Source organism: Allokutzneria albata (assembly GCF_900103775.1).
GTDB classification, from domain to species: domain Bacteria; phylum Actinomycetota; class Actinomycetes; order Mycobacteriales; family Pseudonocardiaceae; genus Allokutzneria; species Allokutzneria albata.
On sequence record NZ_LT629701.1, the window covers coordinates 7,766,007 to 7,780,910 of the forward strand.

Annotated in this window: 11 protein-coding genes; 2 read left to right on the forward strand and 9 right to left on the reverse strand. The window is 71.5% G+C overall.

Annotated features, from left to right (window positions below; all coding sequences use genetic code 11):
* Positions 1-149 precede the first annotated feature (149 nt).
* The 4 genes from BLT28_RS35605 to BLT28_RS35620 all read right to left on the reverse strand — a co-directional run bounded on the left by BLT28_RS35605 (position 150) and on the right by BLT28_RS35620 (position 8,656).
* Positions 150-1,538 carry a M14 family zinc carboxypeptidase gene (locus tag BLT28_RS35605; protein ID WP_030431147.1) on the reverse strand — a complete coding sequence of 463 codons (1,389 nt, stop codon included), beginning with the start codon at positions 1,536-1,538 and terminating at the stop codon, positions 150-152.
* 103 nt (positions 1,539-1,641) lie between these two features.
* Complete coding sequence (locus tag BLT28_RS35610; protein WP_030431148.1) at positions 1,642-5,793, reverse strand: TIGR02680 family protein; 4,152 nt, start codon at positions 5,791-5,793, stop codon at positions 1,642-1,644.
* Positions 5,790-7,052: a TIGR02678 family protein gene (locus BLT28_RS35615; protein ID WP_052407641.1), complete on the reverse strand. Its 1,263-nt coding sequence runs from the start codon at positions 7,050-7,052 to the stop codon at positions 5,790-5,792. Before BLT28_RS35615 ends, BLT28_RS35610 begins: the two co-directional genes overlap by 4 nt.
* Positions 7,049-8,656, reverse strand: a complete 1,608-nt coding sequence (locus tag BLT28_RS35620) for a DUF2397 domain-containing protein (protein ID WP_081900502.1) — start codon at positions 8,654-8,656, stop codon at positions 7,049-7,051. The genes BLT28_RS35615 and BLT28_RS35620 overlap by 4 nt, the downstream gene beginning before the upstream one ends.
* A 91-nt stretch (positions 8,657-8,747) precedes the next feature.
* On the opposite strand from BLT28_RS35620, the gene BLT28_RS35625 reads away from it, so the two are divergent.
* A complete protein-coding gene (locus tag BLT28_RS35625) occupies positions 8,748-9,698 on the forward strand; it encodes a cobalamin biosynthesis protein (RefSeq protein ID WP_030431151.1) in 951 nt (316 codons plus the stop codon).
* On the opposite strand, the gene BLT28_RS35630 is transcribed toward BLT28_RS35625, so the two are convergent.
* The 5 genes from BLT28_RS35630 to BLT28_RS35650 form a co-directional block, all read right to left on the reverse strand.
* Positions 9,651-10,451, reverse strand: a complete 801-nt coding sequence (locus BLT28_RS35630) for an SURF1 family cytochrome oxidase biogenesis protein (protein WP_030431152.1) — start codon at positions 10,449-10,451, stop codon at positions 9,651-9,653. The genes BLT28_RS35625 and BLT28_RS35630 overlap by 48 nt on opposite strands.
* 21 nt (positions 10,452-10,472) lie before the next feature.
* Positions 10,473-11,243 (reverse strand): fructosamine kinase family protein, encoded by a 771-nt coding sequence (locus BLT28_RS35635; protein WP_231950532.1) that lies wholly within the window; start codon positions 11,241-11,243, stop codon positions 10,473-10,475.
* Positions 11,240-11,650 (reverse strand): low molecular weight protein-tyrosine-phosphatase, encoded by a 411-nt coding sequence (locus BLT28_RS35640; protein WP_231950927.1) that lies wholly within the window; start codon positions 11,648-11,650, stop codon positions 11,240-11,242. The genes BLT28_RS35635 and BLT28_RS35640 overlap by 4 nt, the downstream gene beginning before the upstream one ends.
* 52 nt (positions 11,651-11,702) lie before the next feature.
* A complete protein-coding gene (locus tag BLT28_RS35645; RefSeq protein ID WP_052407642.1) occupies positions 11,703-12,875 on the reverse strand; it encodes a glycosyltransferase 87 family protein in 1,173 nt (390 codons plus the stop codon).
* Between the two features lie 120 nt (positions 12,876-12,995).
* A complete protein-coding gene (locus BLT28_RS35650; protein WP_052407643.1) occupies positions 12,996-13,748 on the reverse strand; it encodes a hypothetical protein in 753 nt (250 codons plus the stop codon).
* Between the two features lie 51 nt (positions 13,749-13,799).
* Here BLT28_RS35650 and cobC point away from each other — a divergent pair, with 51 nt between their 5' ends.
* Positions 13,800-14,846, forward strand: coding sequence for an Rv2231c family pyridoxal phosphate-dependent protein CobC (gene cobC / locus BLT28_RS35655; protein WP_030431156.1), 1,047 nt, complete (start codon positions 13,800-13,802; stop codon positions 14,844-14,846).
* The last annotated feature ends 58 nt before the right edge of the window (positions 14,847-14,904 follow it).

A 14,904-nucleotide genomic window follows, 5' to 3' on the forward strand; every position in this document is an offset into this window, starting at 1 on the left:
GCAGCCGGAGGACGCCGAGCACCTCGGGCACGGTGCCGTAGCGGTAACCGGTGCAGCCCGCCCTGTCCTCTCGCGGCGCGGAAACGCGTCGGCGCGCCGGGGGAGCCCGGCGCGCCGACCCGCGAACCAGCAATCAGTCCACAGTGGACTTACTTGTACGGGGCAGCGGCCTTGCCCGCCGCGTACATCAGCGCCGGCTTGATCTTCGGCCAGTGCGTGCTGTCCTGGCAGGAGTACTGCGGCAGGAAGCCGCTGCACGAACCGAAACGCGCGCCGATCTCGAAGGTGTAGCCGGGAACGCCGAGCTTGTCGTACACCCAGTCGTCGGTGCCGCCAGAGGCCGCGTAGCCGACCACCTCGGGCGCGGTGCCGTAGGTGTAGCCGGTGATGCCCGCCATGTCCTTGGCCATCGCGCGGATCTTGGCGTCGTTGCCGGTCACCGCGCCCGACTTGTGGCTCCACGGGAAGATGATCCCGTTGGTGTAGCTGTGCAGCGTGATCATCATGCCCTTGGTGTCCACCGAGGCGGGCGTGGTGTCGCCGTCGCCCCTGGTGTCCGGGAAGATCTTGCCGAGCAGCCCCTCCAGCGCCTTCGTCTCCACCTCGGAGGACGCGCTCGGCCCGCGGTAGATCTCACTGCACGGGTCGGTCGAGGTGCCGCTCTGGCCGTAGTGGGTGTTGGAGTTGCGGTTCAGGTCGATGCCGATCTGGCCGAACCCGCACGAGGCGCCGTTGCTGTCGTTGGCGTTCTTGCGGTGCAGCTTCGGCGAGTTGCCGCCCTGCTGCACGATCTCCACGCCGTCGGGGTTCGTGATCGGCACGACCCACATCTCGGTGGAGTCCATGAGCCTGGTGACTTCGGCGTCCTTGCCGTAGTTCGCCGTCAGGTGGTCGATCCACCGCCACGCCATGTCACCCGTGGTGATCTCGCGCGCGTGGATCTGCGCCATCAGGAAGAAGCGCGGCTTGGCCGAGTTCGGCTTCTGCTCGCAGTCGCCCGCGTTCTTCTTCGTCAGGCAGATCGCGCGGAGGTCGTAGCCGCCCTTGCCGGTGGACTTGCGCCACGACTGCCCGTAGGTCACCAGGCTGCTCAGCGCCGGGAAGTCCGCGGCCACCTTGTCCAGGTGCGCGTGGTGGGCGCGCACCGTGCGGTAGCCGCCGTAGTAGGTCTCGTCGATGTCCGCGCGGGTGATCGGGCCCGCGTCGCGCTGGGCCTTCGGCGGCGCCCACTTCGGCGCGGGCATCACCGACTCGATCGTCGTGGTGAAGCCGGCCGCGCGGATGCGCTCGCCCTCGGTCTTGTCGCCGAGCACGAACAGGTCGTCCCCGTCGCGCTCCTCGAGCACGTCGGAGCCGAGGTCGAGCAGCCGCTCGGAGTTCTTCACCGCCTGCTTCACGCGGTAGACGTACTGTTCCTGAGGCTGGTGGGCGACCGGGGTGTCGGTCTGGGCGACCGGCACGGTTCCGGGGTTCTGCGCCAGCAGCGCGCCGGAGACGGCGAGCGCGACGGCTATGCCCAGGATCGGGACACGGGACATGCTCTGTCCTTCCGCAGGGTGTGCAGCGTTTATCGACGTTAAGCCGTCTGGCCCATCGCCGCTAACCCTCCGAAAGAACCCTCTGTTTCACGGTTTTTGTGAATCACACGTCCTCACGGTCGAGCGAGCTGCCGTCCCAGGTGGTGTGCGTGCACGCGACGCCGCCGCCGTTCTTCGGCCGCAGCACGTCGAAGATGTGCATGCGCGGGATCTTCGGCGAGACGCCCCAGCCGCTGGGCCAGGTGATGATCCAGTCCATGTCCAGGTCCACCAGCAGCCCGAGCATCCTGGCGATCGTCGGATCGTCCAGCCGCTCGAACGCCTCGTCGAGGAGTACAAGGCGAAGCGGCCCTGTGAAAGTGCTCGATCCCGCAAGCGGATCTTCGGTCGTGTCCTCGCCGGGCTCCGTGCCGACCGCGTCGTAGAACGAGGCGGCGGCGGCGAAAAGGGTCACGTAGGAGACGAGGCGCGTTTCGCCCGAGGACAGCTGGCGCAGCCGCCGCACGCGGGGCTTGCTGTCCGGGCCGGTGTCGCGGACCCGCACGGTGAACGCGTACCAGGTCCGGTAGTCCAACGCGCGAGCCAAGATCTCGGCGTAGCCGCTGGAGTGCGCGTCCCGTTCGGATTCGATGCGCTCGGTGAAAGCCCGGCGCAGCACCGCGTCCTGCTCCTCGTCGCGGTCGGCGAACGGAGTGCGGACCAGCTCCAGCGCGTCCTTGGTGTTCGGGTCCAACGCGGCCGACGGACGCCATTCGAGCTGCACGTGCACGCCCTGGCTGGACCGCGCCTGGTCGAGCACCTCGTTCATCCGCTTGCACAGGTCCTCGGCGACGCCGATCTGCGTGCGCAGCCGCTCCGCGAGGTCCCGCATGAGGTAGTCGGAGAAGATGTCCTGGTAGCGCTCGCCGAGGTAGCCGCGCTGCTCGCCCAGCTTCGACGCCACGCGCGCCGCCGCCTCGGCGACAGGCCGCGGGCCTTCCTCCGACGTCACGGTCACGGTGAGCACGCCCGCGACCGTCTCGGCGGTGATGTTGTGGCTGCCCGCCAAAGAGGACTGGAGCGCCTGGAGCTTGCCGATCACGGTGCCTTCGCTGACCGGCCGCTTCTCCGGGGCTTCGCGCAGCACCTCGATCACGGCGGCCAGGTCGTCCAGCGGTGGCTCCTCGGCCTCCGGCAGCGCAGCCGCCCACACACCGGGCGCGGTGAGCAGCGCGCGGAACGCCTCGTTGGCGCGCTCGCGCTCGGCCTCGGTGCCGCTGCGCTGCTGCTGCTTGGTCTCCAGCAGCGTCTCGACCTTCGTGGCCTCCTCGCGCACCGCGATCACCCGCTCGCGCGCGGCGGGCAGGTCCTTGCGGGCCTGGCGGTGCTCGCGCTCCACCTCGGCCAGCTGCGCGGCGATCTGCTGCGCCTCACCGCCGATCGAGGTGGTGAGCTCCTCCAGCGCCCTGGCCTGCTCGCCGTACTCGGTGCAGCGCAGCTCCGCCTCGGCCTCGGCCTCCTCGCGGTCGCTGAGCGCGGCGTGGTGGTTGTGCAGCGCGTCAGCCAGCTGGTTCACCGTGCCCGCGCACCGCTCGACCAGCGATTCCCGAAGCTGCTCAACGGTTCCGCGCGCCTGCTCGGCCGCACGGTAGGCCTGCTCCAGCGCGGCGGTCTCGTCGGAGAGCCCCGCCTCGGTCGCGGCCTGCGTCAGCTCGGTTCTCGTTGCCTGCCACCGCAAATCGGCTTCCTGGTGCTGCTCGCGCAGGGCTCGCGCGCGCTGCTCCGCCTCGGCCGACGCCTCCTGTGCGCTGGCCAGCCGCGCGTGCGCGGTGATCAGGTCGCCGTCGTCGGGGAACGCGGCGAGGTGCCGCTCCCACGCCTTCACGTGCTGGCGCGCGGTCTCCACCGCCTGCTGCGCCTCGGCCCGCAGGCCACGGAGCTGGTCCAGCTCCTCTTCCAGTTCGGCGATCCGCCGTTCCTGCGCGGCTTTGCGGGCACCGGCGCCCAGGTACTCGGCGGCGTCCTTCTGCCACGAGCCGGACAACGCCCCGGCGCGCCACGTCCCGTCCGTGGACACGGCCATCGAAGATCCGCTCGCGGGATCGAGCATTGACACGGGAGAGCCGTCCGCAGACTCGACCGAGACCGACTCCAGGAGGCGCTCGATCATCTCGGTCGGCACCGGACAGCCCGGTTCGGGCGCGGGGGTGAGCAGTTCGGCGAGTGTCCTGCCGGGCAGCTGTTCCCGTGGGCTGGCAACGACATCAGCCTCGCCCGCGCCCGCGATCCGGCCGTCGGAGAACACCCACGCGGCGAGCAGACCGCTGGACTGCAGGGCGGCTTCGAGACCCGCGCGCTCGTCAGCCGAGAGCACCTGGCGGAAGTCGACCAGGCGGTAGAACTCCGCGCCAGTACTGGGATCGCGCTCGGTCAGCGTGCTCCTCGGCGGTACCGGCTCCTGGCCCTGGCGCAGGCCGCGCAGCTCGGTGTCGCGCTCGGAGATCGACGCGCGCAGCTCGGTCAGCCGCTGCTCGGCGTTGAGCACCTGCTGGCTCGCCGTGTGCAGGTGCGGCCCGGCCCACTTGCGAATCTCCTGCGCCGCCCGGCGGCCCGCCGCGCTCTCCGCGACCAGCAGTTCCGGGCGCGGCAGGTGCGGCAGCTCCGTGATGTCCAAACTGGACAGAGGGCCGTCCTGGACCCAGCGCTGCGCGGCCTCGGACCAGTCCTGCGCGGCCACCTCGACCCGCTGGCCGGCCTCGTTGCGCCGCCCCGCGGACTCGGTTGCCGCGATCATCGCGTCGCGCGCCGTGCGGTGCAGCTGCTCCACCCGGTCTCGCGCGCGGTCGGACTCCACGGCCCGCTGGTGCAGCGTCAGGGTGAGCGCACTCCGTTGCCGCACAACGGCCGCGGCTTCCTCAGCACGCTCACCGGCTTCGCGCAGCGCGGCCAGCAGCTCGTCCGGGCTCAGCGCGGGCAGCTGCCTGCGCTCGATCGGCAGCGCCTCGGCGTCCGGGTCCGGCTTCGCCCGCACGCGCGCGGTGACCACCTCGACGGTCGCCGGCGGGGCGGCGGGGGCCTGCACGGACAGCGTCCGCTCCAGGCCCGCCGACGCCAGGAGCTGACCCGCCTGCTCGGCCAGTCCTCCGGCCGCCGCGGTGTCCCGCTCCAGCCGCTCCAGGCTGCCCAGCACCGCGTCGACCGCGCGGTCCTCTTGCGCACGTTGACGATTGGCCACGTCGAGTGCGCTCTCCGCGCCCTTGCGCGAGGTCGCGACGAGGCGTTCGCGGTCCTGGAGATCGCGCAAGCCCTGGTAGGCGGGCAACGCCTTCAGCGCCTCGATGCGGACCTCGAGCTCGCTCTCGGTCTCCTCAAGCTCGGTGACCTTGGCCTCGGCCTCGGCGCGCTCCTCGGCGGAGGAGATCTTCCTGCGCTCCAGCCGGTTCAGCTCCGACAGCAGCGAGGTGAGCCTGCGCTGCGCCGCCTCGGCCTGCTCGGCTGCCTTGCGCACCTCGGTCAGCGCGTAGCCGGAGTAGGAGTTGAGGAACGTGCTCAGGGCGGAGTCGGCGGTGCTGAGCCGGACGATGTTCTCCCTGATCGACTCCAGGTCGTCGAAGGAGGTGGCCAGCCGCTCGATCAGCGAGGTCTCCAACGGCGGAAGCGCGTCGGAGAGGATCTGCTCGAGCTGCCCCTCCAGCACCTTCAGGCCGACGTCGGGGTTGCGCAGCGTCCGCTGCAGGTGCAGCAGGTCGGCGTAGCGGTCGGCGGGCACGCCGTAGACGGTCTCGGCGATCTTCGCGCGGAAGGACGCCTCCTCCAGCACGCAGTCCGCGCCGATCACCTCGCGCAGCTGGGCCGGGCCGAGCGGAACCCGCTCGGCGCCGACGAGCTGCAGGTTGCGGCCGACGCGGGCCTTGGTGATGAACCGCCAGGAGTCCGTCACCTGCTGCGAGGTCTTCGAGGCCTTCACGCCGATGCCGCACGTGAGGTACTCGCCCTCCCCGCGCTCCAGCTCCACCCACGCGTAGCCGATCCGGTTCGGGCCGCCGGTGTAGTCGTCGAGCATCAGGCGCCGGATGCTGACCGTGTCGAAGCCCTTGGAGCCCATCTGGCGCAGTTCGCCGTCCAGGCACAGCGGCAGCAGCAGCTCCAGGGTCCGCGACTTGCCGGAGCCGTTGGTGCCCTGGAAGATCACCCGGCCGCCGGAGAAGTCGAACTCCTGCTCGGCGTACTGCCAGATGTTGACGATGCCGCCACGGTTGAGTCGCCAGCGGTTCACGTGCTCTCCTCATCAAAAAGCGACCAGCTTGGCGTCTGGACAACGGGTTCGGGGGTCTCGTCGGTGCTCTCGCGCCCAGGGGAAGCGTCGGGGTCGGGCACCCAGCGGTGCGCGGCCGGGCTGATCAGCCAGGTGCCCTCGTCCTGCTGCACGGCCAGGCTGAGGGCCGCCAGCAGTTCCAGGACACCGTCGACCAGCTCGTCCACGTCCTCGGTGGCCTGCTTCGACCACGCGGACGGGTAGGACTCGACGAGGTCGACGCAGACCTCGCGCAGGCGCAGCCTGCTCACCTCGGTCCGGCCGTCCTCGCGCGGCTCCACGTCCTCGTCCAGCTTCAGCAGCTCGGGCAGGGACAGCAGTGCGACCCTGGCGACCGTGCCCATGCCGGGGAAGCCGAGGTCGGTCAGGTACTCCTCGGGGTCGGTCACCGCGACGCCCTCCAGGCGGACCTCGGCGACCAGGCCGAAACAGCGCTCCAACAGCAGCGACTCGCGCTTGTGGTGGCGCCGCAACCAGGTCGCCTGCTCCTCGGGCAGATCCGCGTGCAGCACAACGGGATCCTCGACGAGCCTGCGCCGCACCGCGTGCTCGACGCCGCGCTCGCCACCGACCATCCCGGCGCACGCGGAGGCCGTGATCAGTTCCTCCGGTGTCTCCACCTCGCCGATCGGCCCGGCCAGCAGGTGCCCGAGCAGGTCGGTGTCCACGGTGATCAGCGCTTCGCTCGGCGCCTCGCCCGTCCACGGCGCCACCGAACCCTCGGTCTCGGTGATCACGCCGAGCGCGACGAGGTGGCGCAGCGCGGCGGTCAGCGCGCGCCGGTCGGGCAGCCCGTCGGAGACCTCGATCCCGGCTTCCGCCGCCGCCGCGCGGATCTCGGCGACCAGGCGCGACAACAGCACCTGGCGGCCGACACCGATCAGCGCCGCCATGCTCAGCGCGAGGTAGGCGTAGCCGCGCGGGGTCAGCGACTGCTCGCCGCGGGTGACCTGCGGGCCGGGGCCGGACTTGTAGAGCCGGGCGAATTTCCGTTGCACCACAAGGCGATAGCCGAGCAGCGAGGAGAACAGCTCCTGCAACGCGACGCGGTGGCGGAACACCAGCGGCAGGAGATCGCCGTCGTGACCGTCCACTCGCAACAGTGGTCGGCGCAGCAGGGTCCGCGCGCACCGCACCACGTTCGCTGCGTCGATGTCCGACAGTCCGTCGAGCACCGCGACAGCCGCCGCCGCGCCCCGCTGTCTGGTGGCAGTGGTCATGACGTGCGCACCTCGGGCTGTTCGGTGGTGAGGGCGACCCGTGCGCCGTGCAGCGTGAGGACTCCGCCGACCGTCTTGATGCGGGTCGGCCCGTCCTCGGTGGGCTGGACGGTCAGGCGCAGCCCGCGCACGGGGTCGGCTGCCGAGCCCTGGTCGGTGTCGCGCTCGCGCTGCGCCATCGCCAGCGTCAGCAGCTCGCAGAAGACACCGAGCGCGTCCGAGGACAGCTCCGTCTCCTCCAGCTTCGGTGCCGCGGCCGCGAGTTCGAACACCGCCGCCGCCCGCCGCTGATCGGCCTTCCTCGCTTCCGCCAGAAGGGTTTCCTGGGTGAAGGGGTCGTCCAGGATGCGCGAGGCACGACCGCGCGCGCCGCGGTCACCGCGACTGCGGACGCTGACGGTCACGTCCACGACCGGGCCGTCGCGCCAGGGCGTGTGCTCGTCGTCGCCGTCGTGCTCCGGCGCGGGGAGCAGGTGCCGCGACGAGTACAGCCCGAAGGCCGCCGCGTAGATCGAATGCGCTTCGGCGGGCTCGGCCTCGTCGAACCAGGTGGCCAGCTCCAGCAGCTCCGAGCGCCTGCCGGGGAGCAGCCCGCCGCCCGCCGTCGCGCGCTTCACGCTGGCCAGCAGCGAACCGATCGCGCGCGCCGTGGCCTCGCGCAGCGCCGTGACCTGGCTCGGCCGTCCGGGGCGGTCGACGAACCAGTCGGTCAGCTCCTGCCAGTCCGTCCGCGACCGTCCGCGCGCCCGTTCCACCGCGGTGCCGAGCTGATCGTTCGGGCCGAGCAGCCGCAGCAGTTCGGAGCGGCCCCTGGCCAGGCCCTTCAACGCGTCCGCGATGGTCGGGGTGTGCCGCAGCACGTCCTCGACGACCATCTGGATGTACTCGACGAGCAGGTTGCGGAAGCCGGAGATCTCGTCCGGCTCCAGGTTGTGCCTGGTGACGACCTGGCCGAGGTAGGCGTAGAAGTCGCGGACCGTCACGGCCAGCTCGGCGTGCTGCAGGAACAGCGTGGTGACCTGCTCGGCCAGTTCCTCGCGGGCCCGCTTGGCCACCGATCCGCCCTGGCCTTCCGCGGTGATCGCCCTGGACAGGGTGCCGCCGAGCTGGACGAGGCCGCGCTCGATCGCGGGCAGCAGCTCCCGGGAGACCTCGCGCGCGCCCTCCGGCACCCGCAGCAGCTCGTCCACGTCGCGCTGGACGCGCACGGCGAGCTTGTTCACCTGATAGCGGAACGCGCCGCGGACGAACTCGGCGATGCTCGACGCGATCGTCTCGCGCCGCCCTTTGACCAGATTCCCCCAGTCGTGGAGCCGCTTGAGCCGGTCGGCGACCACCTCGGGGTCGGACTCGCCCGGGTCGATCGCGCCCTCGCGCTCCAGCGGGGCCAGCGCGGCGGCGACCTCGTTGGGCGAGAGGTCCGGCAGCAGGGTGGCCGTGAACAGCCGCATGATGGCCAGGTAGCTGCGGCGATGCTCGGCCGTCAGGTAGGCGTACAGGGCGAGGCGGGGCTCGGCCTCCTGGTCCGCCCCGGCCGCCTCACCCGCCCGGTCCGGCAAGCTGGTCTCGGTGTCGATCGTTTGCCCCTCGTGCCCGGCACTCACTTCCGCGCCACCTTAACCCGATCCCCGGCGGCGCCCGCGCGAGCGCTAACGTGCTCCGCACTCGCCCAGCAGTGCACACCGGGAGGCTCAGTTGAGCGCGGCTCGCGCGATCGGTCTGTTGCTCGGAGTCGCCGCGGACGCCGCGCTCGGTGATCCCCGCAGGGGGCATCCCGTCGCCGCGTTCGGCCGCGCCGCGCAGTCCCTGGAGCGCGTGCTCTACCGCGACAGCCGGGGCGCGGGTGTCCTCTACAACGCCGTGCTGACCGGGGGCGTCGTCGCGCTCGGCGTCGGCGTGGAGCGGCTCGGCCGCAACCGGCCGCTGGTGCAGGCGCTCGGCACGGCCGCCGCGACCTGGGCGGTGCTCGGCGGGACCTCGCTCGGCGCGGAGGGCACGGCCATGGCCCAGGCCCTCGACGGCGGGCGGCTCGACGAGGCCCGCGACCGGCTGCCCAACCTGTGCGGGCGCGAGCCCGGGCTGCTGGACAACCAGGGCCTCTCGCGCGCGACCGTGGAGTCCGTGGCGGAGAACACCTCCGATGCCGTGGTGGCCCCGCTGTTGTGGGGAGCCGTTGCCGGAGTGCCCGGTCTGCTGGGCTACCGCGCGATCAACACCTTGGACGCGATGGTCGGCCACCGCTCACCGCGCTACGCGAACTTCGGCTGGGCTTCGGCGCGCATCGACGACGTGGCCAACCTGGTCCCGTCCCGGGTCGCGGCGATGCTGACCTCGTTGTGCGCGCCGGTCGTGGGTGGCTCCGCTCGTGGTGCGTGGCGGACGTGGCGGCAGGACGCGTCGGCGCACCCCAGCCCCAACGCCGGGCAGATCGAGTCGGCGTTCGCGGGCGCGCTCGGCGTGCGGCTGGGCGGTCGCACGGTCTACGGCTACGGCGCGGAGGAGCGTCCGGTGCTCGGTGAGGGCCGCACCCCGGACTCCGGCGACGTCACGCGGAGCGTCGAGCTGTCCCGGGTGATCGGCACGGCGACCGCGGCGGTGTCAGCGGTGGCTTCCGTAGCGATCGGCCGGCTTCGTCGGCGTCGCTGATCCCTCTTCTGCCGCAAGCATTTCCTGCACAGTCATCTTGCGCGGCTGATCAGGGTTGGCCTCGCGGTAAGCGAAGTAGCACAGGCCGAGCAACGCCATCACGCCGAATCCGTACCACTGCAACGCGTAGGAGAAGTGCGGCCCGCTGTCCAGGTTCGGCAGTGGCAGCGGCCCGCGAACGCCCGGCTGACCCGGGTTGAGCTGCACGAAGCCCGGCTCCAGCTGGACCCCGGTCGCGGCCGTCACCGCGGCGGTGCTCACCGAGTACACCTGCTTGTGCTTGCCGATGTTGACCATCTCGCGGGTTTCCCCGCCGCCTCCGTCGACCCGCAGCCTGCCGACGACCGTGACCTCTCCCGTGGGCGGGGCGTCGTAGTCGGGGATCTGCGTGCCGTTGATCGGCCGCTCGAAGCCGCGGTTGATCAGCACAGTCCTGCCGTCGGTCAGCCGCATCGGGGTCAGCACCTCGAACGCGGCCTCACCGAGGACCGTGCGCAGGCGCGCGACCGTCTCGGCCTCGGGAAGGTAGGTGCCGGTGAGCCGCACCTGGCGCCACTCGTTGTTCGCCGTGGGGCGCTCGTAGGCGATGACCGGGGCCGTCTCGGAGCTGCTGACGTTGCTGATCAGCAGCTGCTTGCGCTCGTGCTGCCGGAACTGCCACGGCCCGAGCAGCAGGAAGCACGCCGCGGAGAACATCAGCACTCCGGCGATCAACGCCAGCCAACCCGGCCGCAGCAGAAACTTCCAACGCACGGACACCACGGTATGCGTAGTTCAGCTACGAGCCGCCGCCAGGGCTCTGCCCGCGTAGGACCGCCCGAACGCCGCCGTGTGCACGAGCAGCGGAAACACCTGGTGCAGCGCAACGCGATCCCGCCAGCCGTCGGCGAACGGGGCCACCTCCAGGTACGCCCCGCGCACCCGCTCCAGGTGTGGGCAACCGAACAGTTCGAGCATGGCGAGGTCGCTCTCCCGGTGCCCTCCGTGCGCCGCCGGGTCGATCAGCCAGGCCCGCTCGCGGCCCCAGTGCACGTTCCCGCTCCACAGGTCGCCGTGCACCCGCGAGGGCGGCTCGTCCGGCACATCCCACTCGCGGTCGAAGACCCGTGCTTCCTCGTTGGTCAGGTACCCGCGGTCCACCGCCATGCGCACGTAGGGCTCGACCCGCAACCGTGAGTGGAACTCCGCCCAGCTGTCACACTCCTCGTTCCGCATCGGCACCGGCCCGATCCAGGCGTCACGCGGCCCGTTCTCCGGCGGCGAGCCGTACTTCGGCGCACCCTGCGCGTGGATCTCCGCCAGCGCTCGGCCCAGCTCCTCGGCGGCTCGCTCCGAAGGCTCACCCGGCTCGATGTACTGCATGACGATCCGGTCCTCGTCCCACTCGAAGACCTCCGGCGCCGCTCTGCCCAGCCAGATGAGCGAAGCCGCCTCCGCCCAGGTCCCGTTGGGCTCAGGTGCGGTCCTCTCCTTGATCGCCACCGTGCGCCCGTCGAGCTCGGCCCGGTAGACCGTCCCGCTCGCCCCCGAGCCGATCGGGATCACAGGCGCTCCTTGACCCACCGCACCAGGCCGGGCGACGCCGCTTCGATCATCTCCAGCACCTCGGTGAACCCGCTGCGCTCGCCGTAGTACGGGTCCGGCACGTCCAGGTCCGTGCCCTCCGGCGCGAACGACCTCAGCAGCCGGACGCGGTCCGGGTCGCCCACCAGCCTGCGCAGGTCCCGCGCGTGCCCTGAGTCCAGCGCCACCAGCAGGTCCGCGTCCAGGTGCGCTTCGCCGACCTGCGCCGCGGTGTGCTTCGTCGGATACCCGTGCTCCCGCAACGTCGCCCCCGCCCGCGAGTCGATCTTCTCGCCCACGTGCCAGGACCCCGTGCCCGAACTGCTCACCCGCACCCGGTCGTCCAGGCCCTCGCGCCGCAGGTGCTCGGCGAACACCAGCGCGGCCATGGGGGACCGGCAGATGTTCCCCGTGCAGACGAAGCAGATGTGCAGGTCGTGCTCAGACGCTCGCGAACTCACGGCGGCATTCTTCCACCCGGGCCTGCTCGTGCGGGTGCTGCCGAGCCAGGTGCGCCACCGCGGCGAGCACGGTCACGGCAAAGATGATCACGTAGATGTTGCCGAGGAGGAACGCGAGCGCATTGCCCTGGAACACGGGCGGCTCGGTGACCGAGGGGGCCGGGGCGGCGAGCGCGTGCAGCTTCGGGAAGGTCAGCACGAACAGCGGCGCCAGCACCCACCACGACTTCCGCACCGCGATCACGGCCAGTGGGACGATCCACACCCAGTGGTGCCCCCACGACCACGGCGACACGGTCGCGGCGCACAGACCGCACAAGGTCAGCGCGAGCAGTTCCTCGCCGCGCTGGCTGGCCCACGCCGCGAGGGCGAGGGTGCCGATCGTGACCACGGCCGCCAGCACGATCCACAGACCCTGGGTCTCGTCCGAGAGGCCGCCGAAAGCCCGCAGCACCATTCCGCGCAGCGACTGGTTGTGCACGGCGGCGACATCCGGGAAAACGCGGGCGGCGTCGGTGAACGTCCCGCCTAGCCAGAACCTCACCGAATCCTTCGGCAGGAGCAGAAAGCCCACTGCGATGGTGCCCCCGAAACCCGCCAGTGCCATGGCCGCCGCGCGGAATCGCCGGGTGATGACGAGATAGGCGACGAAGAACAACGGCGTGAGCTTGATGCCCGCGGCGATGCCGACACCGATTCCCTTGGTGCGCCGGGAATCGTCGCGGAGCAGGTCCCACAGCACGAGCGCGAGCAGTGCCAGGTTGACCTGGCCGATCGAGTGCGTCACCCGAACCGCTTCGGTGAGCAGCAGGGGAGCGGCCATGAGCAGCGTCAGCGTGAGGGCCTTCCGCTTCTCCAACGCGTGCCACGACCGCGACAGCGAAGAGGTCAGCAGCGCGTAGTTCCCCAGCGCCACCAGCGACTGCGCCGCGACCACCGGCAGCAGTGCGAGCGGGACGAAGATCAGCGCGGCGAACGGCGTGTAGGTGAACAGCAGGCCCGCGAACAGCTCGTTCTCGTACACCGGCGCCCCGTCGAGCACGGCCTGGCCGCCCGCGCGGTAGACGCCGAGGTCGATGGCGAAACCCGAGACGGTCCTGATCGCCATGGCCAGTCCGGCGATGTAGACGAGGAGGGTGAACGCGCGAGACATGAAGAGGAATTCGCCTTTGAATCGAGGGCGGCTTAGGCGAATCCAGCTTCGGGCAGACGCGGTTCCCGGTGATCCGGGAAGGCCCGGGTATTCGGTGGGGGCGACCCTGACGGGGAGAAATTATTTCCACAACCCGGAGCGCCGCAGGGCGCGTTCCGCGCGGACAGAACCGATCACACCCATAAACGGAATGACCTCGCCCGCGACCCGCGCGGCTTCTCGCGACCGAACGCGAGCCAGTGCCTCCACCAGGTGGGCACCGTAGACGAAGCGGGATCGAGGATTGCTGTCGCCGGCCTCGTAGGAGTCGGCCAGCTCCTCGATCCCCCGTCCCCGTTCCGCGCGCATCATGCCCTCGTGCCAGGAGAGTTCGCGCTCGTTGATCCACCACGTCCAGGACGGATCTCGCGCGCCGACCCCGTCGAGGAACGCGCTCCGGGCGCGGGCGAACTCCCGCTCCGCTTCACCGGACGCGCCGAGCGCCGCCAGCGCCCTCGCCCGGCGGACCCGGAACAGCGCGGCGACCCGGTGCGGCAGATCGGTGGCGAGCATGTCGTCGGCGATCCGCAGACCCTCGCGATTCAGTCCGATGTGGACGGACGCTTGCGCCTGGTTGGACAGGATGAACCAGCGCATCGGCAGGTCGGCGATGGCCAACGCGGCCCGGTTGACCCACCGCGCCTCGCGGTGCCGCTCCGAATCGAAGAGCAGCCAGCCGCACACCTCCCCGAGCTCCGCCGTCACCTGCCGCAGCTCTCGCGTCGCTCCCCGCCGAGCCTGGGCGAACCGCCGCAACGCCAGGTCGGCGATCCCGGCCGCTCCGTGTGCGCAGTCCAGCTCGACGAGTTCGCGCACCGTCTCCCGCACGTCCACGCCGCCCAGTCTCCGCGTCGCACCGGGGCGGGTGCATAGACTTCCGCGCTGATGAGCAGTGATGTGGACCGGGCGGCGCTGCGCCACCACGGCGATGTCGAGGCCCTGCCCGGGCTGGCCGACTTCGCCGTCAACGTGCGCGCCGATCGGCCGCCGCAGTGGCTGCGCGAGCGCCTGGCCGCCGCTCTCGACAAGCTCGGCCGCTACCCGAGCGCGCAGGACGACGCCGCCGCGAGGGCCGGCGCCGCCGCGCGCCACGGCCGTCGGCCGGACGAGGTCATGGTGCTCAACGGGGCGGCGGAGGGATTCGCCCTGCTGCCCGCCCTGAAGCCGCGCCTGGCCGCTGTGATCCACCCGTCCTTCACCGAGCCCGAGGTCGCCCTGACCGACGCGGGCGTCCCGGTCACGCGGGTGCTGCTGGACGACCACACGCTGGCGTCCGCGCGCGTTCCCGACGAAGCCGATCTCGTCGTGATCGGCAACCCGACCAACCCCACGTCCGTGCTGCACCCCGCCGCCGCTGTCCGCGCGCTCGCCCGCCCCGGTCGCGTGCTCGTGGTGGACGAGGCGTTCGCCGACACCATCCCCGGCGAGCCCGAGTCGCTGGCCGGGGACACCACGTCCGGCCTGCTCGTGCTCCGCAGTCTGACCAAGACGTGGTCCCTGCCCGGTCTGCGCGCCGGGTACGCGCTCGGGGAACCCGAACTGCTCGCCGCGCTCGGCCTGCACCGTCCACAGTGGCCGGTCAACGCGCTCGTGCTCGAAGCCGTCCGCGCGTGCTGCGAGCCGGATGCCGTCGCCGAGGCGGAATCCGTCGCCCGCGAGCTGGAGGACCACCGCGTCGGATTCGCCAAGGCGCTCGCCGAGCTGCCCGGGGTGACCGTGGTCGAGCCCGCCCGGGCACCCTTCCTGCTGCTCCACGTCCCCGGAGCTGCGGCACTGCGGGAACGCCTGCGCGCCAAAGGCTTCGCGGTGCGGCGCGCCGACACCTTCCCCGGGCTCACCCCGGATCACCTGCGCGTCGCCGTGCGCGCTCCTGACCAGACCGCCCCACTGCTCGCCGCATTGCGTGAACTACTGGAGGAGTCCGTCCTGTGAACGAGTGTGCGAGTGAACCATCGAACACAGCGCCCCGGGATCACGGGCCGCCGAGCTT